Source organism: Acinetobacter uliginosus, assembly GCF_044130295.1.
Lineage (GTDB): Bacteria > Pseudomonadota > Gammaproteobacteria > Pseudomonadales > Moraxellaceae > Acinetobacter.
In genome coordinates this window covers 21312-48076 of the sequence record NZ_JBIQOC010000020.1, presented here as the reverse complement: position 1 = coordinate 48076, position 26765 = coordinate 21312, and the positions used below count along the sequence as shown (strand labels likewise).

Sequence of the window (26765 nt, the reverse complement as noted above, 5' to 3'; positions counted from 1 at the left end):
AGGAAAAGCAGATTTCCAGAATGGAACGATCATTTGGCAATAAAAATATTTGAAGAATCTAAAACCGGATTGATGAAATAAAATGACAATGGTCATTGCTTCAGACAAGCTTAAAGCTGACTTTTTCAACCTGGTTTTTTGATTAGAAATTAAAGCTTTCTCTAAAGATTCATTAAATTTTTTGCAGAAATCATCCAAAATACAAAATAATTCGGTAATATGATCCATTGAGAAGCCTTGTTTTATAACATTTTGTCTTGAGAACCAATATGTTACAAAAACAGGGCTTTTTTTCTACTCTTTTTTTATATCGAACTCAGGTTAAATACCATAATTGAACCCTGGCACGCATGCATTAAATCAGTTATTTCCCTCTTAACTCACCCAACTTATTCCATACATCCGGTGTTAAGAAAGTGACCACCAGTTTATTTAAATCCATATAGCGCAGCACACCTTTGAGCTGACTTTCTACTTCAGGATTTTCTAAAATTTCCTCACCGGTAATCTGTCCAAGCTCCTGAAAACTGTCCCCCACCGCTTGTACACCCTCCGCCGCGATGACAGCTTTAGTCTGGCTCGCGCATTGATCTACCAATATACGCTGTAACACTTGTGCCAGGTTTTTATCCAGCTGGGTTCTCTGTTCTTCATTCACATTGCTGAATTTCTTCAATTCCGGATGTGCAGATAAGGCGACAAAGGTCCATTGCAGCACCGTTGTTTTATCTGCTGCCGTGGTGGATTTCACCAGACAGTTACTCAACTGATCTACCGTTGTTCCGGCCATTGCAACTTGTGTTGTTCCCATAACCGCAGTTGCCATCAAAACAGAACAACCGATTCGAGCAAAGCGACGCCCCAAGGGGGTGAAAATAGAGTAAAACATAAAGCAAACTTCCATTCTGAACTGCTGTCTTTTTATCATAAATTGCCGGGTGCAGCTTGTTATGGCTGTGTAAAATCAAACTTCTTTTCAGCTTGCCTATCTACCTGACCATTTGAAGGGTTTCCGGCTTCGACTAAAGAAAGCCACTTCATCCTTAAAAATGACCTCTGCTTATGCTATGGTGAATGAAAATAAAACTTCATATAAATCATATCTGAACAGAGGGAAAAATCATGGCTAAACAAATCTTGATGCTGGTGGGCGACTATGCCGAAGACTACGAAACAATGGTGCCATTCCAGTTTTTAACTGGCCTGGGCTATACCGTGCATGCAGTCTGTCCGGATAAAAAAGCCGGCGACAGCATCGCCACAGCCATTCATGACTTTGAGGGCGAGCAAACCTATAGTGAAAAGCGTGGTCATAACTTTGCCATCAATTATGACTTTGACTCGGTCAATACCGAAGATTATGTAGGACTGGTCATTCCGGGCGGGCGTGCACCTGAATACCTGCGCATGAATGCACGTGTGGTGGAAATTGTACGTGAATTTGATGCTGTAAAAAAACCAATTGCAGCCGTATGTCACGGTGCACAGCTTTTAGCAGCGGCCAATGTACTTCAAGGTAAGACCTGTTCTGCTTATCCTGCATGTGCAGCGGAAGTGAAACTTGCAGGCGGTTTATATGCCGATATCGCCGTGACTGAAGCAATCACGGACGGACATCTCGTGACTGCACCGGCTTGGCCTGCACACCCTGCCTGGATGGCGCAATTTGTGAAAGCCTTGGGTGCAACGATTCAGCTGTAATGCTGCCGCGTTAAGATTTGAAAACTTGATATCCACGTTCCATCGCTTGATGCTGGAACGTGGCACCAATCAAGATGAGAAAAATTGCTTTTACTTCATCTGCCTCAACATATTTTTCGCCCCACTGTGATTGTAATTCACGGCTAAATTTTGCAAGACTCGCGTTGCTTGAGCCTTAGAATTAGAAAAGCGGTTGCTATAACTGGGTACACTGGTTAAACAACGTGCAACCAGCATCCCCGATTCGGTATAGACCCGGGTTCCCTCAGTTCCTTGCAGCTTGCCATAGTTATAAGCCCGCTGGGCATTATTACAGGCAGAGATCTGATTTTTACCACTATTTAAATCACGACGTGCAGCGACGTAAAATTTCATCTGTTGCTGTTGCGGACTTTCCACGACTTTTAGCGGCTGTGCTGCTGGCAACTCCGGAGTTAGTTTGGTTTCTTTTTTAATATCTGCTTCTTTTTTAGCTTCAGCCTCTTTTTGAAGGGCAGTTTTATTGAGCGCTTTTTTATTGCCCAGATCATTGGAATTGATTTTTTTATCCGCAGCATTTGTGGTCATACTAATATTTTTATAAAACTTTTTAGCTTCATCCACCGACATGAGTCTGGTATGTAAGCTGACTGCCCGTGCATCCGAACCATCATTGAGTTTACGTTCAGCCACCGGTTCAATAGAGGCAATCCAGCTCTGTCCATTATTTTGTACACACTTATAGGCGCCTATGCCCTGTTTGACATTACCGGAGGAAAATAAGCGTTTTTTATCCGATGCATCCTTCACCAGAGCCATGGAACTCTTATACAGCAGCGTGAATTTGCCATGCTTGGCAGAACAGTAATTGTTTAAATATTTTCTGGGATATAAAGATTGCGGCTCTTTGTCATTCTGTTTTACTCCCCATGAATAGACATATTCTTTGGCCTGTCCATTCGGTTGGTTGATATTTTTTTGAACGATCATTTCCTGTGCTGAAGCATAATTTTTAACAGAATCATCTGAACTCAAAGCATTAAAACTGGTACAGCCATGTAAAGTGATGCCCACTCCGCCAATCAAGATGAATGTTTTGAAATTCACGTATTAATGCTCACTGATGCTGTAACTCAAAAATATATCAAAATTGGGAAAATCACAAATATAGTACTTTGATTTTATTATTAATTCCCTTCAAGTTAAATGATACATTTTTACCTAAAAAAGTAAAATAACTGCCAATCTTTTAAAAGTTTTAGTACGAAAATCCGAATGGGATAACACTTTTTAGCCAGTTTAAAATTTTTTATGATTGATGAAGCTTTAGTTATCCCTGAAACTATTCGGCAATTTCCATCATAAACCGATGAAAATTTAATCTTTTATATAAATAGCTAACTGGCGTACTCAAAAGCTAAAATTAAAATGGGTTATTTCACCACGGCTTCAATTAAATCAAGATCCCAGGCCCCACCGGCAAAACCTTTACACATGCCAGACCAGCGATCTACAGTTTGAACGAAAGCTTGTCCCTGCCAAATCCATTGGTTCATACTCCAGCAATCACCAATACCACGACCCTTTTGCGCACTGCTGATTTCGCCTGCTGCAAAATCCGATGCAGATTCGGTCACAAAGCTGGCTTTGCCTGTTAAAGATTGATTCATTACCCAAGCCCCATAGCCTTCATTGTAGGCTCCGCGCCAGCATAGAGTGGTAGCTAGAACTTTGTTATTGGTAAGCTTATAGAGTTCAATCGCTTGTGGTTTGGCACCCTCTCCATCATAAATGCCTTCACAAAATTCAGCTACATCTGACTGTGTCGGCCGGGCAGCCATGAGTAACTTATGCAGGTTTTGGTACTGCCTGCTATTGGGCTGTAGTGTTAAATAAGGTTTTGCTGCGGTTTTTACTTTATTGACTACTCGTTTAGGCTGTGCTGCCAATACTTTCGACTCACCTGCAGTTCTGGGGTTGACCAAAGCACCTACAGTACCCATACGTTGTTGAAAATCATCCATTTTCAACAATGAAGCCGTCATGCCTGCATCAGAAACCTGCCAGGTGTAATAGGCATTTTTAAATACGATGTTCGCTTTTTTCCGGGTCTGTTGTAACAGTGCATTGAGCTGTTTGCTATTTAGCGCTCCTGTGAGCAGTTGCTCTGAAATGTTAATCCTGACTCGGCCATAATCCTGATGATTTATAAAAAAGTTTAAATTATTCAGTTTCTTGTTATCTAAGGCTTGATCAAAACTGGATAAGGCAAATGTCCCTTGTACGGTTTGTTTTGCTCCAGCTTTACGGGTCAACAAGATTGTGGCGGGCATACTTTGCAGATAATCATCCTGATAGCCTGCTGCCCGACAGGTGCCAGTATTACTGCAATACACTTCCCAATCTTGATGAGAAAAAGACATGCCTTGAATTTCTTTGGCAAATGTTAGAGGACTGGTCACGGCCAGACAGCAAAGCCAAGTCCATGCATAAAACCTTTTCATTTTTTCTGACCCTTTCCCTTTTTAATTACTATACTTCAGCATTTTCATGATTGTGAAATATAACGCATTATAAAAAAAACCCGCATTATGCGGGTTCTGTTGCTCAATTTGAGTATACCTTATTTATGCAAAGTCGATTCAAATGCCCGTAAACGCTTATAAATCGAGAGCAATTCAATAATGGTTGGCCAAGACTCAATTAAGTACTGGAATGACTCGCGTACCTTGCCAAAGACATTGGCAATCTGCATCATCAAACCTAAAGTAATTGCCCCTGCGGCAATACTTGGAAACAGCACAAATAAGCCATACAGATTGTCCAGTTGCATGTACCAGATGCGTACCATGTTGAAATAGGCATAATGGAAATACAGGCGGAAATAATTAAAACGTACGCGGCTAAACAGTTCTTTTAAGGTGAGCGGATCGGCACGATCGGCATAATCTTCACCATAAACCAGTTCTTTGCGGTAAGCAGCTTCAACTTTCTGGTTGTTAAATTCCAGACCCGGCAATTTATAACCGACCAGCATCAACACTACAGTACCCAGCACCGCCCAGCTGATGGCAGCCCAGACCAGTGCATAAGGAATTTCACCAATCACCGGGAGTTGTTTCACATGCGATGATAACTGTAACAACACCGGTAAAAATGCCATGAGCGTCATCAGGGCCTGAATGAAACTCACCCCCAAACTTTCGGTGGTTTTGGCAAAACGCATGGTATCTTCCTGAATACGCTGCGAAGCCCCTTCAATATAACGTAACTGTTCCCAATGCGCGGTGTAATAGTCATTCATCGCCGTACGCCACCGGAAGATATAATGGCTGACAAAGAACAGGTTAAAAACGGCAATCGTCACATAAACCATGGCGACATACAGGAAGGTCAAGGTTTCACTGTAAAGTAAATTGACATTGCCACCACCACTACTCAGCATTTTCTGAATCAGGTCATAAAATGGGCTGTACCAGGCATTCACAACGACATTGACCTGCACCGCAAACCAGATATTGAACAGGATAAAAGCCGAGCCCCAGACCGACCAGCCCTGCCATGGATTGCTGGATTTAAAGCGCCAGAACATCGCAAAAATAACGGTAGAAACGATGAACCACAGATAGAACCATAAAAATGAAGGTGCCCAAAAGCGGCTTACTCCAACAGGTAATTCTGCAGTGGCATAACCCGGTGCAAAGCCTAAAAATGTTCCCCAGCCACTTCCACCGGAATACCACAATGCAATATTGATGACAAACCAGAATACCAACGATGAGAAGAACCACTTTGGATTAGGAAAAAAAGATTTAAACATCAGTTAGGGTTATTCCTTTATTTTTAGTTTCAAACTTGCCAATCAACCACCCGACCCATTTAGGCTGGATGGATGAAGCGGCTATTATTCTCGTCTTTTCATCTTTGTAGCAACTTATAGACTGTTTGTGAAATGTTTTTTCAGGTGAATTCATTTTCTTTGAATGATGCCTCTTATAATCAAGTTGTATGCTTCATTCGCCCTGTGATGAGGTTTTTATCACGCCAGTTCAGCCTAAAATCTGCTGCATATCGCATCCAATGCAGCAGAGGTGACTTTTAGTCAGATTTTGCCCCAGCATAGACGGAACAAATTAAAATTTGCTTAAAAATAATCCAGCCATTAAATCCATAGAAATTTTATGGAAATATTTGAAAAACCGGAGCTAAATCAAAATATAAGTTTTAATTTTATCTCATTTTAATATAGAATATGTGAACTATATCGTATTTTTCATCCATTTGTTTTTGGATTTAGTTCTCAAGACTGATAGGATTGGTTAAATATTTACCAATTTATGATACTATTAACCTAATTTATAAGATCTAGGGGGAAGTGCAATGGAAAATTTAATCATCGAATTATTAAAACCTGTGACCTTGGAAAAAGAGAACTGCAGTCCTCTGGTTTTTGAACAAGGCACGATCTTAAAAGTCATTATGCAAACACCGACCAGCCTGCTGGTATCAGATGATACCGACTTTAATTTTACTGTTTCTTTGCAAGATGAAAATAAAGTCTGGCGTGAACTATAAGCTTCATGAGATTTTTATAGTAATTTAAAAAATTTGGCTACGGAATCCTCGAACTTGAGTATAACTCCCCTAAACTCAAGTTCGAGAATTTCGATGTGCCATAAACAACAATAAAATTTGGCTGAACAGCACCCCTGCTGATCAAAACCATAGAAAAGAGATACATACTTTATCTGTTGTGAACGTTAAAAGTTCCCTCTATCTCCAGCCCATCCAGTATATAAGCTCACCCAAACCCAGCAGCTTTAAGCCGAATATGGTTTAGATCAGCTTGTTCAATACTTAAGCGTTCCCATAAAACTCAGCACAGAAAACAGCCAGATAAACAAAACAAAACTGCGTCCCTGATTAAAATGATTCAGATCGGTACCATGCAGAATGTTATGCCGAGTCATGCTCACGGTTGAACTGCTATCCTTTTTATAAGCGGCAAGTTCAGCAAAGTACGGATTCATTTCAGTCGCAATTTTAGATTTGTGCCACAAGCTTTTTATTTCATTGCCCTTTAAGCCTGGAACAATTTTATAAAGATCCACAAACCTGGTTGCATTTTGTTTTAAAAAACCCGCCTCAATTAGGACATCGGTCAAGATGCCTTCTAGTTGTGCATAAACATTTGGAATGCAACCACTATAGAAGCCGAGTTTGTACATTTTAAAACTTTCAAGCAACACAAGACGGCGCTTCGCTTTGATATTTTCATCAATATCTAAAGCGTCAAAAGCTTTAAGCATTTGGGTTTGGAAATGTTCGCTGTTAATAATGTCAAGTAAATTAAATTGTTCTAAATCTTCAAACTGGTGAATAGCAGGCCAAAAGTGCATCAGGTTTAAAGCATCATTGGCCACTTTCGCCCCAATCGGTTGATCAAGTTCATCTGCCAAGATTTGGAAGTAAGCATCTTGCTCTGCAAAGCCCAATAGGGTGTTGATTAAAAGTACATGCTCATCTGCCGAGATCTCTTCAATATATTGCTCAGCCTCTTTTAAAATCTGACTGCCCAATTGTTTTTGACTCGCAGTATTTTGTTTAATACGGGTAACGGGTTGGTCGAAATCGAAATCATCTTCGTCAATCATGATCTTTACTCTAGGCACATTGCTTTAAGTGCCCATTATCACAGGTATTCAATACAGCAGATAGCGCTATAAAATAAATACTGACCTTGATGGAACCGCAATCGAGATTCAATCAAGGTCATAGACGCTCAAGAACAGTGTGCCTGATTTAGAGATTCCCAATATGCAGATGGAGCATGTTTTGATGGCATCTGAACAATCTTAAATTTTTCGGCCGCTCTCCCCCCTTCAACCCTGGCCTGACTGAAGTATCTTTAAAGCTCAAACCATTATTGATGATTTTTATTTTGGTCAGGCTTGTTTTGCTCAGATTGATCGGTTTTATCTTGATCCTGCTTTTTCGGCTCACCTGACTGAGATTGATCTTCACCTTTCATTTTACTCATTGTATCCGTCGCCATCTGTCTCAGTTCTCCCAGTTTGACAGAGGCTTCATTGACCAACTCTGTAATCTTCTGTTTGGTGTCTTCAAACTTATGCAAGGCCTCATCTTTGAAATGTGCCATACGGTCCTGCTGATCTGACTGATTTGCCGATTTATCTTCCGATGTATAATCCGCTTGAGCCTTTTTCGTGTCACCAGAAGCTTGTTCACCAGTTTGCTGACTGTCTGACTTGCCATTTTTTAGCTCATTCAGAATCTTTTCGGCTTTTTTCAGTAGATCCTCACCAATGGCGATTGCCTTGGCTTTTAAGTCATCCATCTTAATAGTTTCAGTTTTATTATCCGACTGGCCAGACTGAGCTTCTTTAGAATTATCTTTTTGCTCTGCATGTTCGCCATTGGGCTGAGCACCTTGCTTCACTGCAGACTTTTCATCAGTATTGTTGTTGTGGGCTTCTAAAACGTCCAGATGTTCCTGCTTGTGCTGTTTATCAATCTCGTTCTGCTTTTGCTCTTTTTCCAATTGCTCATTCAGTTGTTGTGCATGTGGTTCTTTATCTTGGTTTTGCTTCGAAGTACTTGTCTGGTTATTCTGAGTCATGAGTACCCTCCTGAGGTGTCATAAAATGATCAGACAATTTTTTAGCACAAAGCATGCAATCCAGCGGACGAATTAAGCAAACTGCAACAAAGCCTGTACATGTTGTTGCTATTGATTAGAGAAAGTAGCGTCAACCTAGCTCGATCAATTATTTAATATTCGCTCATCGGATGATATCGAATTTTATATTTGAATATTCAAGTTGCTTTATTCATTGCGCTTCAGCTAAAGCATTTCTTTGTAATCCCCTCTGCATCATGTAAAATTATGACCCATTGCATAAAATACGAATGAGAGAGTCATATCCGTGCGTAATATCCTAGTCACTAACGCCCTTCCATACGCCAATGGTCCGATCCATATGGGTCACTTACTCGGTTATATCCAGGCAGATATCTGGGTTCGTGCCATGCGTGCAATGGGTCATAACGTGACTTATGTCTGCGCGGACGATGCTCACGGCACAGCGATCATGCTGCGTGCTGAAGCCAACGGTATTACGCCTGAACAGCAAATTGCCAATGTCCAAAAAGAACATGAGCGTGACTTTGCCGGTTTTAAAGTGGACTTCGACCACTACGACTCAACCAACAGCGCTGAAAACCAGGCACGTGCTTCTGAGATTTATATCAAAAACCGTGAAGCAGGCAACATTGCAGTTCGCCCTGTAACGCAGTTATTTGACCCTGAAAAAGGCATGTTCCTGTCTGACCGTTTCATTAAAGGCACCTGCCCGAAATGTAAAGCGGAAGATCAATACGGCGACTCATGCGAAGTGTGTGGTACAACCTACAATGCGACTGAACTGCTCAATCCAAAATCAACCTTAAGCGGTGCGACACCTGTAGAAAAATCTTCAGATCACTACTTCTTTAAACTGCCGAACTTTGGTGAATACCTACAAAAATGGACACGTGATGAAGGTCGTTTACCTGTGTCAATTGCCAACAAGTTAGATGAATGGTTTGAAGCAGGTTTGTCGGATTGGGATATTTCCCGTGATGCGCCGTATTTTGGTTTTGAGATTCCAGATGCACCAAACAAATACTTCTACGTTTGGGTAGACGCGCCGATCGGCTATATGTCGAGTTTTGAGAACTACATCAAAACCAAACGTCCTGACCTAAGCTTTGACGATTACTGGAAAAAAGATTCTGAAAATGAAGTCTATCACTTCATTGGTAAAGACATCGTTTACTTCCATGCATTGTTCTGGCCTGCGATGCTTGAAGGTGCCAACTACCGTACGCCTACAAGCCTATTCGTAAACGGTTTCTTGACTGTAAATGGTCAGAAAATGTCGAAATCTCGTGGGACATTCATTAAAGCTGAAACGTATTTAGAGCACTTGAACCCTGAATACCTGCGTTACTACTTCGCGTCTAAACTTTCTGACAAAGTTGAAGATTCCGACTTGAACCTTGATGACTTCGTGCAGAAAGTAAACTCTGACCTGGTGGGTAAAGTGGTGAACATCGCCAGTCGTTGTGCGAAATTCATTAACACCAAATTTGACAATAAATTGTCTGCGACTTGTGCAGAGCCTGAATTGGTTCAAAGCTTTATTGATGCGGGTGATTCAATCGCTCAAGCTTTTGAGGCACGTGAGTTCTCAACTGCGATTCGTGAAATCATGGCACTTGCAGACAAAGCTAACCAATACATCGATGAGAAAAAGCCTTGGGCACTTGCGAAAATTGAAGGCGAAGAACAACAAGTACATGACGTATGTTCTGTCGGTATTAACCTGTTCCGTCAATTGGCGGTTTACCTAGCACCTGTACTTCCAACTTTGGCTGAACAAGTTCAAGCTTTCTTACAGTTAGACAGCTTCAACTTTGAATCACGTAAAACTGTATTAGTGGCTCATGAAATTGCGCTGTTCCAGCCATTGATGCAACGTGTTGATCCAAAAGCTGTGGCTGCAATGGTCGATGCATCTAAAGATTCTTTAGCTGCTCCTGCTGAAGCGCCAAAAGCGGAAAAGAAAAAAGAGAAAGCTAAAGAGAAGAAAGCTGAGCCTAAAGTGGGTGAAGCTGAAATTATTAATATTGATGATTTTATGAAAGTTGACCTGCGTGTGGCTGAAGTTTTGGAAGCTGCAACAGTTGAAGGTTCTGACAAGCTTCTTCAATTGACCTTAAATGTCGGCGAAGCTGAACCACGTAACGTGTTTAGCGGTATTCGTGAGTTCTACCAACCTGAAGACTTAAAAGGCAAATTGGTGGTGATGGTGGCGAACCTTGCACCACGTAAAATGCGTTTTGGTATTTCTAACGGTATGGTGTTGGCTGCGGGTAATGGCGATGGTGTTTGGGTTATTTCACCTGAATCTGGTGCTAAACCGGGTGATAAAGTGTCTTAAGATTTAAAATCTTAGATAAAAAAAGCCTCTACGTTGTAGGGGCTTTTTTATGCTTATAAGTTCCCTCTCCTTTTATAAAGGAGAGGGTTAGGGAGAGGATTTATTGAATCACAGCCCCATTTTGACTTTATAAAAAATAGTTTCTTTACGTAGGCATTGCCTTACTTTTGAAAGATCAAAAGTAACAAAAATCTTTTGTCCGCTTGATGATACGTCCATGTATCACAAGCGAACGGCGACATCCATGTCGCCTTCACTTAAATTAATTTTGTTAAGTGTTCTGCTTTTTAATAACATCTAATATTGCAGACGTAGATTTCAAAACTTCTACATTCGCTTTTGCTTGTTCTTGAATTGAAGCAGAATCTTCTTTTATTGAGTCAAATAAATTCTGACCAAAATAACGCTTAGCTAAATCTGCTCGGATTTCATGCTGTTTGTCTTCTGGCAAGTGAGTTAAAAACTCAGGTAAAGCCTCTAACTCCATATAAGTTTGATGTGCCTGTTCTGAAATTTTTCGGTAGAAACTAATTTGCTTAAAGCAATAAGTAAATAAAGTTGCTACTAAAGCCAAGATCGTTAACTTAATCATAAGTGCGTTAGAAATATTTAAAGTATCAAAAAAGTTATGAGCAAATAATTGACCTAATACTAAGGTTACTGAAAGGCATACAAGTAACATGACGTACAACTCATACACTTCTACTGTTTTTTTATAATCAGTATATTTTTGCTTATAGATTTCTTTAGTCTTTCTTGCAGAAGCTTCACCCTTGTATATCTTTAACTCATTTATAAGATCATTTACCTGTTGATTTTTTGCTTCAAAAGTAGGATTTATTTCTTTAGTAATTTTTTGGTCTAAACAATTAAATAGTGGCGTGCAAACAGTAGAATAACCATGAATAATTTTATAATTAGTAATTAATACCTGAGAGCCTTCAAGCAAAAAATATAATCCACCTTCACCAAAGACTGGTAGATTGACTTTTGGCATTACATGCGAAAAGCCTCTAAATACAACTTCCAGACTTTCTAACTCTAATTCAATTGAATTCGTAAAAAAAATCCGCTGTTCTAGTGTCCAGCTATTAATCAATTTTAAAATTGCGGTACTAATATTTCGACTTTGATAGATATTTCCTCGCATTAGCCTAATCGATTGATATAGATCTGATACTTTATTTTTCTCTTGTTCCTGCAAGAATTTTTCAATGATTACTTCATCTGGATATTCCTCTAATTGTAAAATGACTTGTTCTAAATATTGATGATAATCTTTCAATAAAGTAATTTTTTCTTGCATAAGATTCTAATTTTCAAATATTTCTATAATTATAGACATTAATATATTTATGAAAACATGCTAAAAATAATCCATCCCCTTAAAACTTAAAAGAACCCCATGAAAAACCTAAAACCCCTCCTCCTAGCTTTGACCCTTGGCACAACAGCCATCACCACCCAAGCGACTGAACCCACCACCATCCAAGCCCCAAAACAAGTCGCGGGCTATTACCACCATCAAATCGGTAATACCCAAATCACCGCCCTACTTGATGGAACCAACTATCTAAATCCATCCATGTTTACAGGCTTAAGCGATGAAGAAAAAACCGACATTCTAAAGAAATATGCCGCGATCAATGACAAAGGCATTCAAACATCTGTGAATGCATTTCTGATAAATACAGGCAATCAACTATTGATGGTGGATAGCGGTGCAGCCAGCTGCTTTGGCACACATTTAGGTTCAATCTATAACAACCTCAAAGCATCAGGTTACAAGCCTGAACAAGTGAACGAGATTTTCCTGACGCATCTACACCCGGACCATGTCTGCGGTATTTCCAATAACGGCGTAGCGAATTATCCAAATGCCACGCTGCACATTGCCAAAACGGAATATGATTTCTGGCTGAGTCCAAATACAGTCAAAAAACTACCCAAGGACAAACAGGCTGGTTTCTTAGGTACAGTGGATAAAATTAAAGCTGCGCTTGCACCGTATGAAAAAGCCAAAAAGATTAAAGTCTTCTCAGATAAATCTTTAGCCTTTGGTGATATTCAATTTAAACCGTCTTTTGGTCATACCCCAGGGCATTACAGCTTTAAACTCAAAGCTGATGGTCAGGAAGTAGTATTTATTGGTGACATCGTGCATTCACACACTTTGCAGTTTGACAAACCAGAAACCTCGATTGAGTTTGATACTGATCCTCAAACAGCGGTACAGACACGTCTGAAACACTTTGCCGAATATGCCAAAGACGGTCAGCTGATTGCTGCACCGCACCTACCTTTCCCGGGCCTTGGACATATTTATTCCAAAGATGGGAAGAGTTATCAGTGGATTCCAGTTCATTTTAAAGATTAAAAAAATCCCCTCACTTGAGGGGATTTTTGATTTTATCTGCGTTTCAATTGTCCGCTGAACTTAAAATTGAATTTGATATTTCATCGGCAACATAACGTTTACGTCCGGTCTGTTTGGCTTTAAACAGGTTTTTATCGACCATATTCAAAAAGTGTATTTTGTCCTCTTTTTCTGTCGGGCAAATACATTTCACCCCCAGACTTACACTTACATTCTCTGAAATGGGAGATGCCCGATGGGGTAATTTTGCCTGCTCAATTATGCGAACTATATTGTCTGCAATTTGAATCGCTCCCTCTAAATTTGTTTCTGGCAACACGATCGCAAATTCCTCTCCCCCATAACGCGCCACCAGGTCACGGGGACGTACACAGCAACTTTCCAGCATCTGTGCAATCTGCTTGATACAGGCATCGCCGATAATATGTCCGTTAAAATCATTGTATTGTTTAAAGAAATCGATATCGATCAAAATGACCGACAATGGCTTTTGTTCACGTATTGCGTTGTTCCATTCACGTGAATAGAAATCATCAAATAAGCGTCGGTTGGCAATTTCAGTTAAACCGTCTTTATAGGAAAACTCTTCCAGCTTGCGGTGCAATGCTTTTAATTCTTCTTCCTTTTTCTTACGTTCAGAAATATCAAACATAAAGCCGACTAAACGTTCAACTTCACCATTTTCCTTACGCACCACATGGACTACATCACGAATCCAGCAATATCCACCGCTTGCCTTTAAGGCACGATAATCCGCTTCATGATCTATGCCGGCAATCGATTGCGACACACAATAATTCAGGACATGATCACGATCATCCCGGTGCATACGGTCTGCCCAGTCCTGCACCGACTTCCATGAATCCTGTTCCCAGCCCAGTAGCTTTTCAATTTGTGGACCAATATAACTGAACTGTTTCGTGGCCCAGTCAATGCTCCATGGAATGGCTAAGGTCGACTCTAATAATGTTTTATAAAACATGTCATTCGACAATTGCTGCTCATCAAACGGATTATTTGGCATAAAATTACTCTAATTTGAATGGGCAAAAAATGTCTTAGCATGTTCTGGTTTTGCCATACAGGACATTTTAATACGCTCTTGATGATTCACCTGCTTGAAGCAGGTTCCCCAATAAAAACCGCTTTTTCACAACTGAACATTTTTACGTTTCAAGATGATTATTTATTCTACAATTTCTCTCCAAAAAAAGTATATCCTTCAGATCATTTAATATATTTTAAAAAGTAGTCAAAAATTTCTTATCCGAAATATCTCCTATAAATTTTCTAAAATATGCAGAATTCATTATGTTTAGATCAAAGAGCGAATAAGATTGTCTAGATTGCAGTCCAAACCTTGCACCTATCTAGCGACCTTAATATTCAACAAATTGTTTTGACCGGAAATTTGGTAAAATAAAATATTTTGCTGAAACAAAAAATTAAATATTTTAATTCTAAAGACTTACTTTAATTTTAATGGTTCTTTCTATAATCAATGACAGAATCAGCTACATCATTTATGGTAATTTATAAGCTCATTTTATCCATTGTGATTTGGGGCATTCGTGGCTGTTCATTTTTTGCATACATCTGACTGGCACTTGGGACAGTTCTTTTATAACCATTCACGCCAGTATGAACATGAACAGTTTTTAAGCTGGCTACTTCAACAAATTCAGCAGAAACAGCCCCATGCCTTACTCATTGCCGGTGATATTTTTGATGTCATCAACCCCGCATCTAGCGCGCAAAAACAGCTTTATCAATTTTTAGCCGATGCCCATGCCCTTGCCCCGCATATGCAAACGCTGATGATCGCCGGTAATCATGATTCGGGTTATCGCATTGAACAGGTCGAACCTTTACTGGAAAAATATAATGCTAAAACAGTGGGAGTGATTCATAAAAATACGGCAGGCCAGATTGATTTAGACCGTTTGCTGCTGCCTATTTACGATCAGCAAAAACAGATTGTGGCCTGGTGTCTGGCACTACCGTTTTTACGTCCAGCAGAAATTACCGGTGTGAATGAACACACCAGTAATAGCCAAAATGCGATTGCCTATTTGCACCAGCAACTGATTGCCGAAGCCAAAAAACGTAAAACGGATAATCAGGCGCTTATTCTGATGTCACATGCGCATATGCAAGGCTGTGAAACGTCTGATTCGGAACGTCCGATTATTATTGGCAATGAAGAAGCCTTATCGACTGCATTATTTGATGACTGTATTGATTATGTGGCGCTGGGACATTTACATAAACCGCAAAAAGTCCAACATCCGCACATCCGTTATAGTGGTTCGCCTATCCCTTTGTCTTTTAGTGAAATCAACTACAAACATCAGGTTGTAGAAGTACAGATTGATCCGTTAAAGCAGGATGAATCACGCTTTCAGTTTGAAGCGATTGCCATTCCGCGCTGTATTCAGTTGCATAAAATTCGTGGCGAGCTGAATGAAGTGATGCAAAAACTCAAAAACCTGCCCGAGGGTGAAATTGAACAGATTGATCAGCGTGAATATATCGATATTGAATATCATACCCTGACGCCGCCCTTGCCCAATTTAAGGCAACAATTTGAAGAAGCGCTGCCTAAAAATCGCTATCGTCTGGTACGAATTTCACGGCAATATTTATCTGCGGAAAGTGACAGTTCAACAATTGCAAAAATTTGCCTGGAACCGCCAACACCGGAAAAACTGTTTCAGCAAATCTGGGAAAAACAGGGCTATAGCAATGATGAAAATGTCTTAAAAGATTTTATCAGTCTAATGCAAGAGGCAGAAAAATCACTTGAAGAACAACAAATACGTTAAGAACTGTCCATGAAAATTCTATCCATTCGTATAAAAAATTTAGCTTCGCTTTCGGGTGAGCATTTTATTGATTTTGAAACTGAACCTTTGGCCAGTGCGGGTTTGATTGCCATCGTCGGCAAAACCGGTGCCGGGAAATCGACCATTTTGGATGCCATGTGTCTGGCACTGTTCAACAAGATTCCACGTTTAAAAGACAGCGACGGAAAATTGCAGGATGTCGATGGTTCAGAGTTATTGACCAACTCACCTTTGACAGTTTTGCGCCGGGGCACCGCGCATGGCTTTGCCGAAGTCTGCTTTGTCGCTCAGGATCAGAAACGCTATCTTGCGCGCTGGGAACTGAAACGTTCACGTGAAAAAGTAGATGGCAAACTGCAAAGTGTGCAGCGTTATTTAACTTGCCTGACCGACAGCGTGGTGATTGCCGATAAAGCCAAAGCGGTCGATGCACATATTCATCAAATCTGCCAGCTCAGTTTTGAGCAATTTACCCGCGCAGTGTTATTGGCACAATCGGAAGTTACGGCATTTTTAAAAGCCCGCGATAATGAACGCGGTGAACTGCTGGAATATCTGACCAATTCGAGTATTTTCGGAAAAATTGGCCAACTGGCTTATGAAAAAACCAAACAGATTGCCAATCAGCGCAAAGAGCTCGAAAACTTTTTAGGTCATATTGAGTTGCTGTCTGAAGAGGATTTCACTGCCTACTCCTCAAAACTTCAACAACTAAACCAAGATCATCAAAAACTGGATATTGAAAAGCAAAATCTACAAAAGCAACAACAATGGTTTGAACAAAAACATAAACTTCAAGCTGATATACAAACACGTCAACAATATTTGCAAGCTCAGCAACAATATCTAGATGCACTTGCTCCGCAAAAAGCACAACTGCAACAACTTGAACGCTTTTCCTCTATTCGGCCTAGCGTCATTCTGCAGAAAAATTTAAATGCTGACATTGCAATACTTCAACCCAAATTAGAACACGTTCAGAAGCAATTCACGCTGATTGAACAACAATTCAATACTGAAAAATTGACCTTTGAAAAAATAGATAACGCGCAAAAACAGCAACATCAATTTGAAATTCAGCACCAGCAAAACATTGAGATGGTTCGTGCTCGCATTGCCGATCGACGTGTTTTGGGTGATCACTTGCTTAAAATTAAAGATGAACTAAAAAGTTTACGAGAGCAACACTCTCCTCTTGTAAATGCTGAACAGCAAGTCAAAAATGAGCTTCAACAATTACAACATGACATTACACAACGCACTGCTCTTTTGGCTGAATCTGCACATTTCAATCCTTTGGATGATGGGCTTTCAGCGCATTTGAGCCAGTTACAACGCTTGATTCAAAGCTATGCTCAATTTGAAAAAAACCATGGCAATGTGAGTCAAGCACATCAAAATGTAATGCAACAACAGCAACAGCTTGAACAATTGACGCAGCAATATGGGCAAGATGATGTACTCAATCAAAAAATTACCGCTATACGCACCGAGCGTGAACATCATTTACAACAACTGAATCTACTTGATGTCACACACACGCATTGGCAAAACTTCCAAAATATTAGTGCTGAAAACGTCAAGCTAGTTTCGGCACAAAATAAGCTGCAACAACAAATTGAACAGAGTTATGCACAACTTCAATCTGCTGAAAAAGCCTATCAAGATCAAAAAATTGCACGTGAACAATTACAACAGATGTTGCAAAAGCAACGTTTACTCCATACTGAAAATATTGAACATTTAAGAGCGAGCCTGGTCGACGGCGAAGCATGTTTAGTTTGTGGTAGTACACATCATCCGTATATACAAAATCAGGATGCGCTTTCAAACGAATTATTCAAACTGCAAGAGCAACAGGAACAGCAAGAACTTGAAAAAGAAAAAACAGCTTTCGAAGCATGGCAACATTTGCAAAAAATGCATGCCCAACAAACAGCATCATGGGAAGCAAATGCTCGCCAACTAGCAACACTGTCATCACGACTGCAGCCTGCTCAAACTCAGCTTGAACAACAACTTAATACGCTGAATATCCCCTTTGATTTCTCGCAAGATCATTTGGTATTAGATCAAGCCCTGGCGACAAAGGTTATTGAATTTCAACATACGCAAAAACAACTTGAAGCTACACTCAGTACGCATGAGCAAGTACAAAAACAGCGTCATGCACTTCTTCAAATAATGCAACAAACCAGCCAGCAACTTTCTATCCTAAAACAGGCTGAAGAAAATATCCAAGATGTTGTAGGTTTATTGAATGACACCCAAGGTCAAGCATGGAGTCACAATACGCTGAGTACGGCTGAACAAGTTCAAGTCATGTTACTACAGCGTCAAAACACCTTAAAACAACTGAACGATTTAAATGCTCAGCTTAATCAAAAATCGCAACAGCGCGATCAAGCTGTTCAAAATCTAAAATTTAGTCAGGAAAAAATTAAGACGACAGAAACTCGCATAGAAAACCTTACACAAGAAGGTAAAAGAAATAGCGATTTAGCCATTCAAGCCATTTTTGATATGACACAAAGCAATGTTGAAAAACCACATGAATGGTTAGCGCAGTTCGATCAAAACAGACAACAATTGCACATTCAATTTAATCAAGCTCGTCAGCAGTTTGACCAAGTACGTCAAGCTTTTGAAACTGCTCAAAGCACGCTAAAAGAATGTCAAACTCAGCAAACTCAATTTCAAACCCAAAAGCAAAATGTTGAACACAATATTCAACAGTGGTTAAGTCAGCATACAGATTTCAATGCGCTGTTATTGCAACAACTAAGCGAAATTTCACATGAACAAGAACAACAACTTAAACAACGTGTGGTCGACGTTGAACGAGCGCACTCAGATGCTCTAGCAAGTATTAAAGCCATTCAGGAACAGCTTCTACAACATATGGAACATCAACCTGAAATTGATGCTGAAACCCTATCTTCACAACTGACGACCGTTACTGAACAGCTCAAGCAATTGATTGAACAGCGGGATCAAGTGAAACTCAAAATTGAAATGCATCAACGTAATCTTGAAAAGCAAAAGCAATTTGCAGATCAAATTCAAGCCATTCAAAGTGAAGAACACCGTTGGAGTAAAATTTCAGGACTAATGGGCGATGCAAACGGCAAAAAATTCCGCGATTATGCGCAGCAATATAATCTGGATATCTTGATTGAGCATGCCAACCAGCAACTGGCCATGCTCTCGCAGCGCTATACCTTAAAACGTCTGGACAACTCCTTGAGTCTGGCGATTATTGACCACGATATGGATGGTGAAACCCGTTCGGTCGCTTCGCTTTCAGGTGGAGAATCCTTCCTGACTGCACTGGCCTTATCCCTGGCGATTGCCAATATGGCATCAGGTTCCATGAAAATTGAATCTTTGTTTATTGATGAAGGCTTTGGCACGCTGGATGCCTCATCTTTATATATGGTGATGAATGCGCTGGATCAATTACAGAATCAGGGTCGTAAAGTGGTGTTGATCTCGCATATTCAGGAAATGCACGAACGCATTCCTGTACAGATTCAGGTCAAGCCCTTGGGTGCTGGTGCAAGTACCATTGAAGTGGTCGGTTAATTTAAAAGCTCATCCAATAAAGCATAAAAAACCTGGAGGATGCTCCAGGCTTTTATCAATAAGATATCTATGCCATCAGTCGCAAGGTCAGAATCTGTTCACTGCGCCCGAATGGCCCATAAAGATCATGCAACACAGAACTGGTCAGGCCAATACCATCTTCGCCATATTGCTGCACGGTTTCCAGACCCAGCCACTGACCTTGCGGTAAACGGTGCAGATGGATCTGTAAATCCAGATTAGGAAAGCCCCAGCTAAAAGGTGCTTCTTGACGTGGCACAATGCCATTCGCGGTATCAACCATCCCCATTAAGCGGACAAAATCACTGGTAGGTTCACCCTCAACCATGTCATGTGGCGTTCGCAACCAGACCATGCCCTTTCCAGCACGGCGCTCATGGCTTCTTGCTTCTATCGACTGGATATACCCACCCGGCCACTGACGAATTCCTTCCCACACTGGCGCATTTTCAGGTGCATTTCCATGGGCATCTTCCAAGCCTTTAATTTCATGGCTATTTTGCGTCATCATACGCCAGGTCCGTGCCACGATACAGCTTTTGCCCTGAGCCTGCATTTCGGACTCAATTAACTCAATGGTTTTTCCGGGGCGAATGACTTTGGTGGTGATGCTAAACTCTCCAGCAGGAATCAGACCTAAAATATCTAAACTGATCCGGCCAATCCGCATCCCCTGACGTGGCATAAAACGGTCTAACTCTGCACAGATAATGCCTGTGGCAGGTGCCATGTGTTGCTCATGCTCATTCCATGCACCCTGTGCCAGCAATGTGGATTGATAATGTGCTGTAACAATACCTGTCGCATCCGTATTGCGCCCGATCAGTTGATAATATGCCGCCATACACGTCCCTATTTCCCTGGTTTAATAAATAATTTCTTATCTAAAGTCGTTATTTAGATTGTTTTTTGTACTCAACTTTAGTGGAAAATTCAACTTTAAAAACAAAAACTGAACCCTAAGGTTCAGTTTTCCAAATCAGCAAAATGGGTGGTTCTGCGATTTATTTCGAATAATCCCGTGCTCCAAACAATGCAGTGCCGACACGAACCATGGTTGAACCTGCGGCAATGGCTTCCTGCATATCCCCAGACATGCCCATGCTTAAGGTATCCCAATCTTCAGGATGGGCATGTTCAGTTTTTACAGCTTCAAACAGAGCTTTGGCATCGCTAAACGCCTGTGGATTATTCGGTGCAGGAATTACCATCAAACCTCGCAATTTTAAATGCGGTAACTGGCTGATCTGCTTCACCAGCTCAGCAACTTCACCCGGCTGGCAGCCATCTTTGGTGTCTTGTGCATCAATATTGACCTGCAAACAAATATTCAGTGGCGCCTGATTCGCCTCACGCTGACTCGACAAGCGCTCTGCAATAATCAAACGGTCTACTCCATGCACCCAGGCAAACTTTTCTGCCAGATGCTTGGTCTTGTTGCGCTGCACATGACCAATAAAATGCCATTCAATATCCAGATCACTTAAAGCCTCAATTTTATCTAAAGCTTCCTGTAAATAATTTTCTCCAAATGCACGTTGTCCAGTTTGGTACATCTCGCGCAAAGACTCACTTGGATGGGTCTTTGAAACAGCCAGCAACTGCACACTTTCTACATTGCGCCGGGCGTGTTTACAGGCATCTTCTATTTGCTGTATAACTTGATTTCGTGACTGTTGAAGACTATTCATTGACGAGGTTCTCATTTCATTCATCTTTTTTGGGCTTCCCTTACAACTAACTGTTGGTTAAGTTTTGGGAAAGCCTTATTATTCTATCAAAATAAATAACATTTAAATGAACTCGGGGAAATTATGGATATCACTGAACTTTTAGCGTTTTCAGCTAAAAACGGGGCATCAGATTTACACTTGTCTGCGGGGATGCCGCCACTGATCCGTGTCGATGGTGAAGTTCGCCGTATTAATCTGCCTGCTTTAGAACATAAAGAAGTACACAAACTTGTGTATGACATTATGAATGATAAACAGCGTCGTGATTTTGAAGAAAAGCTAGAAACAGACTTTTCCTTTGAAGTTCCAGGTGTAGCCCGTTTCCGTGTGAATGCATTTAACCAGAACCGTGGTGCAGGTGCTGTGTTCCGTACCATTCCTTCAAAAGTCCTCACCATTGAAGATCTGGGCATGGGTCAGATCTTTAAAGATATCTGTAATTACCCGCGCGGTATCGTACTGGTGACCGGACCTACAGGTTCAGGTAAATCTACTACGCTGGCGGCCATGATCGACTATATTAACGATCAGCGTTATGACCATATCCTGACGGTAGAAGACCCGATCGAATTTGTACACGAATCTAAAAAATGCCTGGTCAACCAGCGTGAAGTGCATCGCGATACCCATGGCTTTAATGAAGCTCTTCGTTCAGCACTACGTGAAGACCCGGATATTATTCTGGTCGGTGAGATGCGTGACCTTGAAACCATTCGTTTGGCCTTGACTGCTGCTGAAACAGGTCACCTAGTGTTTGGAACGCTACATACCACCTCTGCGGCAAAAACCATTGACCGTGTGATTGACGTCTTCCCGGCCGAAGAAAAAGACATGGTGCGTGCCATGTTGTCTGAATCCTTGCAAGCTGTTATTTCACAAACCCTGCTGAAGAAAAATGGTGGCGGCCGTGTCGCTGCACACGAAATCATGATTGGTATTCCTGCCATTCGTAACCTGATCCGTGAAAACAAAGTGGCGCAAATGTATTCTGCCATTCAAACTGGTGCCAACTACGGTATGACCACACTTGATCAAAGTTTAAAAACCTTGGTTGCAAAAGGTGTGATCAGTGCGCAAACTGCCCGCACAATGGCAAAACAGCCAGAATCATTCTTATAATTTGAAAACGGATTGGGGTTCTTATTATGGATTTTAATGACTTGCTCAATTTGATGATTCAACAGAAGGCATCGGACTTGTTTATTACGGCCGATGTTGAACCATCCATGAAAATTAATGGTCAGATTGTGCCCATCGCCAAAACCAAGCTGACTGGTGAAATTGTGGGACAGCTTTTAAACTCGATTATGAGTGATAAGCAACGTAAAGAATTTGCCGAAACACGCGAATGTAACTTCGCGATCAACAACCGCGACAAAACTGCCCGTTTCCGTGTCAGCGCATTTCAACAGCGCGATCAGCCGGGTATGGTTTTACGTCGTATTGAAACTGTAATTCCAACCATAGATGACCTCAAGTTACCGCCCATTTTAAAAGAACTGGCGATGAACAAACGTGGCATCATCATTTTTGTCGGTGCGACAGGTACAGGTAAATCGACCTCTTTGGCTTCCATTATTGGTTATCGTAACCAGAATTCCAAAGGTCATATCATTACCATTGAAGACCCGATTGAATTTATCCATGAACATGCAGGCTGTATCATTACCCAGCGTGAAGTGGGCATCGATACTGACTCTTTTGAAGTAGCCTTGAAAAACACACTGCGTCAGGCACCAGACGTGATCCTGATTGGTGAGATCCGTTCACGCGAAACTATGGATTATGCGATTGCCTTTGCCGAAACCGGCCATCTGGTCTTTGCCACCCTGCATGCTAACAACGCCAACCAGGCACTAGACCGGATTATTCACTTCTTTGAAGCAGACCGGCATAACCAGTTGTTTATGGATTTGTCTTTAAACATGAAAGCGATTGTGGCCCAGCAACTGATTCCAACGCTGGATGGCACTGGACGCCGTGCTGCAATTGAAATTCTGATCAACTCGCCTTTAATTTCAGACCTGATCCGTAAAGGTGATGTGCATGAAATTAAAGACCTGATGAAACGTTCACGTGAACTGGGTATGCAAACCTTTGACCAGGCCCTGTTTGACTTGTACAAAGCCAAGCAAATTAGCTATAAAGATGCGCTTAAGCATGCCGACTCACCAAACGATCTGCGCTTGCAAATCAAGTTGTCGGAAGAAGGTGGCGATCGCTTAATGCGCGCCAGTTCGAATATTACTTTCGATGGTCAGGCTTAAGGCCCAGATTAAGATGCAAAAAAAACAGGCTTCAAATAAAGCCTGTTTTTTAACTGATTCCAAGTCAGTATTATTTTTTACGTAATGCGTCCTGGCATTCCGCTGCATCACAATAACCATACAGATTTAGAGAGTGACCAGTTAAAGTAAAGCCAAATTTTTCAGCTACTTCATGTTGTTCATGTTCAATCACGTCATTGGTGAATTCGACCACTTTATTACAATTTTGGCAAACAATATGATCATGATGATCTTCTTGCATAATTTCGAAAACTGAATGATTATTTTCAAAATGATGACGCTGAATAATACCTGCAGCCTCAAACTGTGTTAACACGCGATACACAGTTGCTAAACCGACATCTTCACCCTGTTCAAGTAAAGTCTTATAAATATCTTCTGCGCTTAAATGATGTTGTCTTGAATTTTCTAATAATTCTAATATTTTTATTCGTGGAAGCGTAACTTTAAGTCCAGCTTTGCGTAAATCTTGATTTGAAATAGGCATGTAAAAGGGTCTCTCAACAAATTTAAAGTTGGAATATGCAACAAAGTTAAGATGCAGTATGATCTATCCGTGGATCAAATGCATCATAATTAATTTGGGATAGTGTAGCAAAATGCAAAAAATCATGTTGACGTTATTCGTCACTTCACTGCTCGCAGGCTGTTCGACCTTGGGCGTTTATAAAGTTGATATTCCTCAAGGAACACCATTAACTCAAGCACAAGCATCAAAAATTCAAGTCGGTATGAGCCACCAACAAGTTCGCTTTTTGCTAGGCAGTCCAACGGTCACAGATCCAATGAATCCTTTACGTTGGGACTATATCTACAACTACATCCCAGGAACTTATGCTAAAAAAGCCAAGATTCCTGCAGCACATGGTCAACATTTAAAAATTTACTTCGATCAAACCGGTACGGTGCAAAAGATTGAAGGTCTAGAAACTATTCCAGAATCTCAACCCGGCTTACCAGGTTCAAAAGAAGCGATTTTAACTGCGCCACCACTATAGACGCTTTAAAATAAAAATAAACCCCTCATTGAGGGGTTTTTCTTATCACTTCAATTGTTTAAAGCGATTTCCACGACAATATCGCCCAACCGGGTTGGCTGCTGCACGTTTGCGTCGAATATCCTTCGGATTGATAGTTAGCGGTCGATAAATCTCGACACGGTCACCGGCTTGTAAAATATGGTGCAGATCTTTCAGGCGCATGCCAAAAATTCCCAGAGCAAGCGGTTCCGCCAAATCAACCTGTACCCGAATACCACTTTGTTCAATCGCTTCTAAAGCGGTCATCCCTTGCTGAAAAGGCACCGCAATATGAAACTGTTGCTCGGGTGCTGCATAGGCAATCCAAACCTGTTGTGTCTCACTCATCAGAACAATTGCCCAATAATTGCGATTATGGCCAAAATAATCGAAACAGGTAACACCACACGAACCGCAATACGCCACAGGTTATAAAATAACTCATTGCTGAAATTCATCGCTTTACGCAGATGGCTAATTTTCATGATCCATCCAGCAAAAATGGCATAGATCAGGCAAATTACTAAACCCCACAGCATCAGCACGTTATTAAAAACTGGAGTGATAGCTGGAATTGCCCAGACAAATACGGCAGCTAAAATAAGCAGCCATTGAATCACGATATTCAACTGACGGTGTAACAGCTGTTCACGCGCCATTTGCAATAACAAGGCCGCAGCACTCACCACGGCAACCACAAAAGTCAAACTCGGGATTTGAGCATTGGCAGCAAAGAAACCAAAAGCAATTACCGCAAGTAACTGTGCAATCCAGATCGGCAATACAGTTTTACTTGCAGTATCTTGCTGTTGAACCGCAGGCAGACTACTTTGCCAGTACAAGCCCATGCCTAAACCACTTGCTACCAGTGCCAAGACGGTAGCACTACCCCACTCGCTAAATTCAACCGCTGTAACATGCCAAGCTAGTAAAGGGGTTCCCATCACATTGGCCAGAATGAAAGCAGCAAAAACACCAATTACCGTTAAAAGCAGAATAATTTTTCGTGGTGCAAATGAAAGTAAAACTGCAACTATTGCGAGGGCAATAAATAAAAGATTGGCTGTAATTCCATTAGCGGCAAAATACCCCAGCAATTGGCCCGCATTCGACAATATGCCGCCTGCCAGGAACGGAATAAAGACCACGGCCAGCCAGCCAACGATACGCCATTGTTGCGAGGCATCTGCATCACGGGTCAAGCTGGACAAGGCATTTAAAGCTGTGGTTTTAGAACGCTTTGCCAAGGCAATTTCTAAATAGCAGATCGGTAAAGCCAAAATAAGCATGGTACCTAACCATAACAGCCAAAAATCAAGCTGGCGATCAAGCTGAATCCCTACAATCGGTGCTAAAGTGGCAATGATGATAAAAGATAAACAAAATGCCATCAGCGGTGATAGCCATCGTGTCATAGCATTGTCCTGCATGATGCGTTCCTAAAAAAAGTCTTTCGCTATTTTGCCTTTCTCATAACTGAAAATCAAAAAGAAAAAAGCAAACCATTATGCCTAATGATTTGCAGCGCAAGATTATTATCTTTTTTTTAATTGTAGTTATCTCATTTATCTTTTATGAGAAAAACCGAGCAAACCAGTTTTTACCTTTTTTCTGTTCTTTTTCTTTAATAATGCCCATCATGTTTTGTTTTACAGCACCGACATAATCAGCATCATCGTGCTGAATATGGTTAATCAGCCATTTCGCCAGTACTTCATGCAATTCACCTTCAATCGCTTGTCCCATTTCAAAGCGATCACGATAAGATTCAATCTTTTTAATGAATAAATCATGAACACGTTTATGCGGTACGCGGTATTTATAACCCGCCTCTTCCTGCAAAGATTCTTCAAAAGTAAAATGCGACTGAGTGTAATCAATAATATTTTCAAGAATCTGTTTAATACGCGCACGGTCGGTATTTTCAACGATATCATCAATTTCATTGATGTAATCCAGAATTCGTTTATGTTGATCGTCAATCACATCGATGCCAGTATTATATTCTGGAACCCATTTCATTTTCATTACGACCACCTATCAGATATAAACGATTAATCACATAAATTCATAATATATTGATATTAAACAAATAAAAATGCACCAAAACAGTCGACTTTTAGTTTTTTTTATAAAACAAACATAACCCATTGATATATATTTAATTATAATAGAATACCTACTAAAAGGATAAAGTATTTTTTAACCAGC

General features: G+C 40.9%; 23 protein-coding genes and 1 pseudogene. 9 read left to right on the top strand and 15 right to left on the bottom strand.

All coding sequences use genetic code 11. The annotated features are described in order from the left end of the window. Both ACE01T_RS06130 and ACE01T_RS06125 read right to left on the bottom strand, forming a co-directional pair. Positions 1-228 (bottom strand): annotated as a pseudogene (locus ACE01T_RS06130) (IS982 family transposase); the annotation flags it as partial. 136 nt (positions 229-364) lie between these two features. Further along, positions 365-889, bottom strand: a complete 525-nt coding sequence (locus tag ACE01T_RS06125) for a hypothetical protein (protein WP_395518933.1) — start codon at positions 887-889, stop codon at positions 365-367. A 233-nt stretch (positions 890-1122) separates the two neighbouring features. On the opposite strand from ACE01T_RS06125, the gene ACE01T_RS06120 reads away from it, so the two are divergent. Beyond that, positions 1123-1701, top strand: coding sequence for a DJ-1/PfpI family protein (locus ACE01T_RS06120; protein ID WP_395518932.1), 579 nt, complete (start codon positions 1123-1125; stop codon positions 1699-1701). Between the two features lie 90 nt (positions 1702-1791). Here ACE01T_RS06120 and ACE01T_RS06115 read toward each other — a convergent pair whose 3' ends face one another. The 3 genes from ACE01T_RS06115 to sbmA all read right to left on the bottom strand — a co-directional run bounded on the left by ACE01T_RS06115 (position 1792) and on the right by sbmA (position 5500). Next, positions 1792-2787: a hypothetical protein gene (locus ACE01T_RS06115; RefSeq protein ID WP_300044655.1), complete on the bottom strand. Its 996-nt coding sequence runs from the start codon at positions 2785-2787 to the stop codon at positions 1792-1794. 326 nt (positions 2788-3113) lie between these two features. Continuing rightward, positions 3114-4184: a DUF1176 domain-containing protein gene (locus ACE01T_RS06110; RefSeq protein ID WP_395518931.1), complete on the bottom strand. Its 1071-nt coding sequence runs from the start codon at positions 4182-4184 to the stop codon at positions 3114-3116. Between the two features lie 119 nt (positions 4185-4303). Further along, on the bottom strand, positions 4304-5500 hold the full coding sequence (gene sbmA / locus ACE01T_RS06105) for a peptide antibiotic transporter SbmA (RefSeq protein WP_395518930.1): 1197 nt from the start codon (positions 5498-5500) through the stop codon (positions 4304-4306). Between the two features lie 560 nt (positions 5501-6060). On the opposite strand from sbmA, the gene ACE01T_RS06100 reads away from it, so the two are divergent. Then, the gene (locus ACE01T_RS06100) at positions 6061-6255 is read left to right on the top strand and encodes a hypothetical protein (protein WP_086196922.1); all 195 of its coding nucleotides are present in this window, start codon (positions 6061-6063) and stop codon (positions 6253-6255) included. 275 nt (positions 6256-6530) lie between these two features. Here ACE01T_RS06100 and ACE01T_RS06095 read toward each other — a convergent pair whose 3' ends face one another. Together ACE01T_RS06095 and ACE01T_RS06090 are read right to left on the bottom strand one after the other, a co-directional pair. After that, a complete protein-coding gene (locus ACE01T_RS06095; RefSeq protein WP_395518928.1) occupies positions 6531-7334 on the bottom strand; it encodes a hypothetical protein in 804 nt (267 codons plus the stop codon). A 269-nt stretch (positions 7335-7603) separates the two neighbouring features. Further along, a complete protein-coding gene (locus tag ACE01T_RS06090) occupies positions 7604-8320 on the bottom strand; it encodes a hypothetical protein (RefSeq protein ID WP_395518927.1) in 717 nt (238 codons plus the stop codon). Positions 8321-8627: 307 nt separating this feature from the next. Between ACE01T_RS06090 and metG the strand changes: the two genes are divergently transcribed. Then, positions 8628-10685 (top strand): methionine--tRNA ligase, encoded by a 2058-nt coding sequence (gene metG, locus ACE01T_RS06085; protein ID WP_395518926.1) that lies wholly within the window; start codon positions 8628-8630, stop codon positions 10683-10685. A gap of 271 nt (positions 10686-10956) precedes the next feature. On the opposite strand, the gene ACE01T_RS06080 is transcribed toward metG, so the two are convergent. Further along, positions 10957-11991: a hypothetical protein gene (locus ACE01T_RS06080; RefSeq protein ID WP_395518925.1), complete on the bottom strand. Its 1035-nt coding sequence runs from the start codon at positions 11989-11991 to the stop codon at positions 10957-10959. A 99-nt stretch (positions 11992-12090) separates the two neighbouring features. On the opposite strand from ACE01T_RS06080, the gene ACE01T_RS06075 reads away from it, so the two are divergent. Next, positions 12091-13062 (top strand): MBL fold metallo-hydrolase, encoded by a 972-nt coding sequence (locus ACE01T_RS06075; RefSeq protein WP_300043213.1) that lies wholly within the window; start codon positions 12091-12093, stop codon positions 13060-13062. Positions 13063-13105: 43 nt separating this feature from the next. On the opposite strand, the gene ACE01T_RS06070 is transcribed toward ACE01T_RS06075, so the two are convergent. After that, positions 13106-14086, bottom strand: a complete 981-nt coding sequence (locus ACE01T_RS06070; RefSeq protein ID WP_300043212.1) for a diguanylate cyclase — start codon at positions 14084-14086, stop codon at positions 13106-13108. A 547-nt stretch (positions 14087-14633) separates the two neighbouring features. On the opposite strand from ACE01T_RS06070, the gene ACE01T_RS06065 reads away from it, so the two are divergent. Continuing rightward, a complete protein-coding gene (locus tag ACE01T_RS06065) occupies positions 14634-15887 on the top strand; it encodes an exonuclease SbcCD subunit D (RefSeq protein ID WP_395518924.1) in 1254 nt (417 codons plus the stop codon). 9 nt (positions 15888-15896) lie between these two features. Then, on the top strand, positions 15897-19493 hold the full coding sequence (locus ACE01T_RS06060) for an AAA family ATPase (RefSeq protein ID WP_395518923.1): 3597 nt from the start codon (positions 15897-15899) through the stop codon (positions 19491-19493). Positions 19494-19560: 67 nt separating this feature from the next. Here the strand turns inward: ACE01T_RS06060 and ACE01T_RS06055 are convergent, their stop codons facing one another. Both ACE01T_RS06055 and ACE01T_RS06050 read right to left on the bottom strand, forming a co-directional pair. After that, positions 19561-20358, bottom strand: coding sequence for a thioesterase family protein (locus ACE01T_RS06055; protein ID WP_395518922.1), 798 nt, complete (start codon positions 20356-20358; stop codon positions 19561-19563). A 160-nt stretch (positions 20359-20518) separates the two neighbouring features. Further along, the gene (locus tag ACE01T_RS06050; protein ID WP_395518921.1) at positions 20519-21205 is read right to left on the bottom strand and encodes a YggS family pyridoxal phosphate-dependent enzyme; all 687 of its coding nucleotides are present in this window, start codon (positions 21203-21205) and stop codon (positions 20519-20521) included. Between the two features lie 123 nt (positions 21206-21328). On the opposite strand from ACE01T_RS06050, the gene ACE01T_RS06045 reads away from it, so the two are divergent. Both ACE01T_RS06045 and ACE01T_RS06040 read left to right on the top strand, forming a co-directional pair. Then, complete coding sequence (locus tag ACE01T_RS06045) at positions 21329-22366, top strand: type IV pilus twitching motility protein PilT (protein WP_086196416.1); 1038 nt, start codon at positions 21329-21331, stop codon at positions 22364-22366. Between the two features lie 26 nt (positions 22367-22392). Further along, on the top strand, positions 22393-23514 hold the full coding sequence (locus ACE01T_RS06040; protein ID WP_180042999.1) for a PilT/PilU family type 4a pilus ATPase: 1122 nt from the start codon (positions 22393-22395) through the stop codon (positions 23512-23514). 70 nt (positions 23515-23584) lie between these two features. On the opposite strand, the gene fur is transcribed toward ACE01T_RS06040, so the two are convergent. Further along, a complete protein-coding gene (gene fur / locus ACE01T_RS06035) occupies positions 23585-24022 on the bottom strand; it encodes a ferric iron uptake transcriptional regulator (protein WP_086175193.1) in 438 nt (145 codons plus the stop codon). A 112-nt stretch (positions 24023-24134) separates the two neighbouring features. Between fur and ACE01T_RS06030 the strand changes: the two genes are divergently transcribed. Next, positions 24135-24533: an outer membrane protein assembly factor BamE gene (locus ACE01T_RS06030; protein ID WP_166171149.1), complete on the top strand. Its 399-nt coding sequence runs from the start codon at positions 24135-24137 to the stop codon at positions 24531-24533. 45 nt (positions 24534-24578) lie between these two features. Here ACE01T_RS06030 and ACE01T_RS06025 read toward each other — a convergent pair whose 3' ends face one another. The 3 genes from ACE01T_RS06025 to ACE01T_RS06015 all read right to left on the bottom strand — a co-directional run bounded on the left by ACE01T_RS06025 (position 24579) and on the right by ACE01T_RS06015 (position 26582). Beyond that, positions 24579-24902, bottom strand: coding sequence for an RnfH family protein (locus ACE01T_RS06025; protein WP_300043189.1), 324 nt, complete (start codon positions 24900-24902; stop codon positions 24579-24581). Next, positions 24902-25984: an SLC5/6 family protein gene (locus ACE01T_RS06020; RefSeq protein WP_300043186.1), complete on the bottom strand. Its 1083-nt coding sequence runs from the start codon at positions 25982-25984 to the stop codon at positions 24902-24904. The genes ACE01T_RS06025 and ACE01T_RS06020 overlap by 1 nt, the downstream gene beginning before the upstream one ends. A gap of 142 nt (positions 25985-26126) precedes the next feature. After that, positions 26127-26582: a bacteriohemerythrin gene (locus tag ACE01T_RS06015; protein WP_086196421.1), complete on the bottom strand. Its 456-nt coding sequence runs from the start codon at positions 26580-26582 to the stop codon at positions 26127-26129. Positions 26583-26765: the final 183 nt, after the last annotated feature.

Excerpts from the sequence above, each read along its gene's own strand:
- ACE01T_RS06110 (WP_395518931.1), bottom strand. The coding sequence starts at position 4,184 with ATGAAAAGGTTTTATGCATGGACTTGGCTTTGCTGTCTGGCCGTGACC.
- ACE01T_RS06025 (WP_300043189.1), bottom strand. The coding sequence starts at position 24,902 with ATGAGTGAGACACAACAGGTTTGGATTGCCTATGCAGCACCCGAGCAA.
- ACE01T_RS06090 (WP_395518927.1), bottom strand. The coding sequence starts at position 8,320 with ATGACTCAGAATAACCAGACAAGTACTTCGAAGCAAAACCAAGATAAA.
- ACE01T_RS06050 (WP_395518921.1), bottom strand. The coding sequence starts at position 21,205 with ATGAATAGTCTTCAACAGTCACGAAATCAAGTTATACAGCAAATAGAA.
- ACE01T_RS06075 (WP_300043213.1), top strand. The coding sequence starts at position 12,091 with ATGAAAAACCTAAAACCCCTCCTCCTAGCTTTGACCCTTGGCACAACA.
- ACE01T_RS06020 (WP_300043186.1), bottom strand. The coding sequence starts at position 25,984 with ATGCAGGACAATGCTATGACACGATGGCTATCACCGCTGATGGCATTT.
- ACE01T_RS06080 (WP_395518925.1), bottom strand. The coding sequence starts at position 11,991 with ATGCAAGAAAAAATTACTTTATTGAAAGATTATCATCAATATTTAGAA.
- ACE01T_RS06030 (WP_166171149.1), top strand. The coding sequence starts at position 24,135 with ATGCAAAAAATCATGTTGACGTTATTCGTCACTTCACTGCTCGCAGGC.
- ACE01T_RS06095 (WP_395518928.1), bottom strand. The coding sequence starts at position 7,334 with ATGATTGACGAAGATGATTTCGATTTCGACCAACCCGTTACCCGTATT.
- ACE01T_RS06045 (WP_086196416.1), top strand. The coding sequence starts at position 21,329 with ATGGATATCACTGAACTTTTAGCGTTTTCAGCTAAAAACGGGGCATCA.
- ACE01T_RS06055 (WP_395518922.1), bottom strand. The coding sequence starts at position 20,358 with ATGGCGGCATATTATCAACTGATCGGGCGCAATACGGATGCGACAGGT.
- ACE01T_RS06070 (WP_300043212.1), bottom strand. The coding sequence starts at position 14,086 with ATGCCAAATAATCCGTTTGATGAGCAGCAATTGTCGAATGACATGTTT.
- ACE01T_RS06015 (WP_086196421.1), bottom strand. The coding sequence starts at position 26,582 with ATGAAAATGAAATGGGTTCCAGAATATAATACTGGCATCGATGTGATT.
- fur (WP_086175193.1), bottom strand. The coding sequence starts at position 24,022 with ATGCCTATTTCAAATCAAGATTTACGCAAAGCTGGACTTAAAGTTACG.
- ACE01T_RS06060 (WP_395518923.1), top strand. The coding sequence starts at position 15,897 with ATGAAAATTCTATCCATTCGTATAAAAAATTTAGCTTCGCTTTCGGGT.
- ACE01T_RS06100 (WP_086196922.1), top strand. The coding sequence starts at position 6,061 with ATGGAAAATTTAATCATCGAATTATTAAAACCTGTGACCTTGGAAAAA.
- sbmA (WP_395518930.1), bottom strand. The coding sequence starts at position 5,500 with ATGTTTAAATCTTTTTTTCCTAATCCAAAGTGGTTCTTCTCATCGTTG.
- ACE01T_RS06120 (WP_395518932.1), top strand. The coding sequence starts at position 1,123 with ATGGCTAAACAAATCTTGATGCTGGTGGGCGACTATGCCGAAGACTAC.
- ACE01T_RS06040 (WP_180042999.1), top strand. The coding sequence starts at position 22,393 with ATGGATTTTAATGACTTGCTCAATTTGATGATTCAACAGAAGGCATCG.
- ACE01T_RS06125 (WP_395518933.1), bottom strand. The coding sequence starts at position 889 with ATGTTTTACTCTATTTTCACCCCCTTGGGGCGTCGCTTTGCTCGAATC.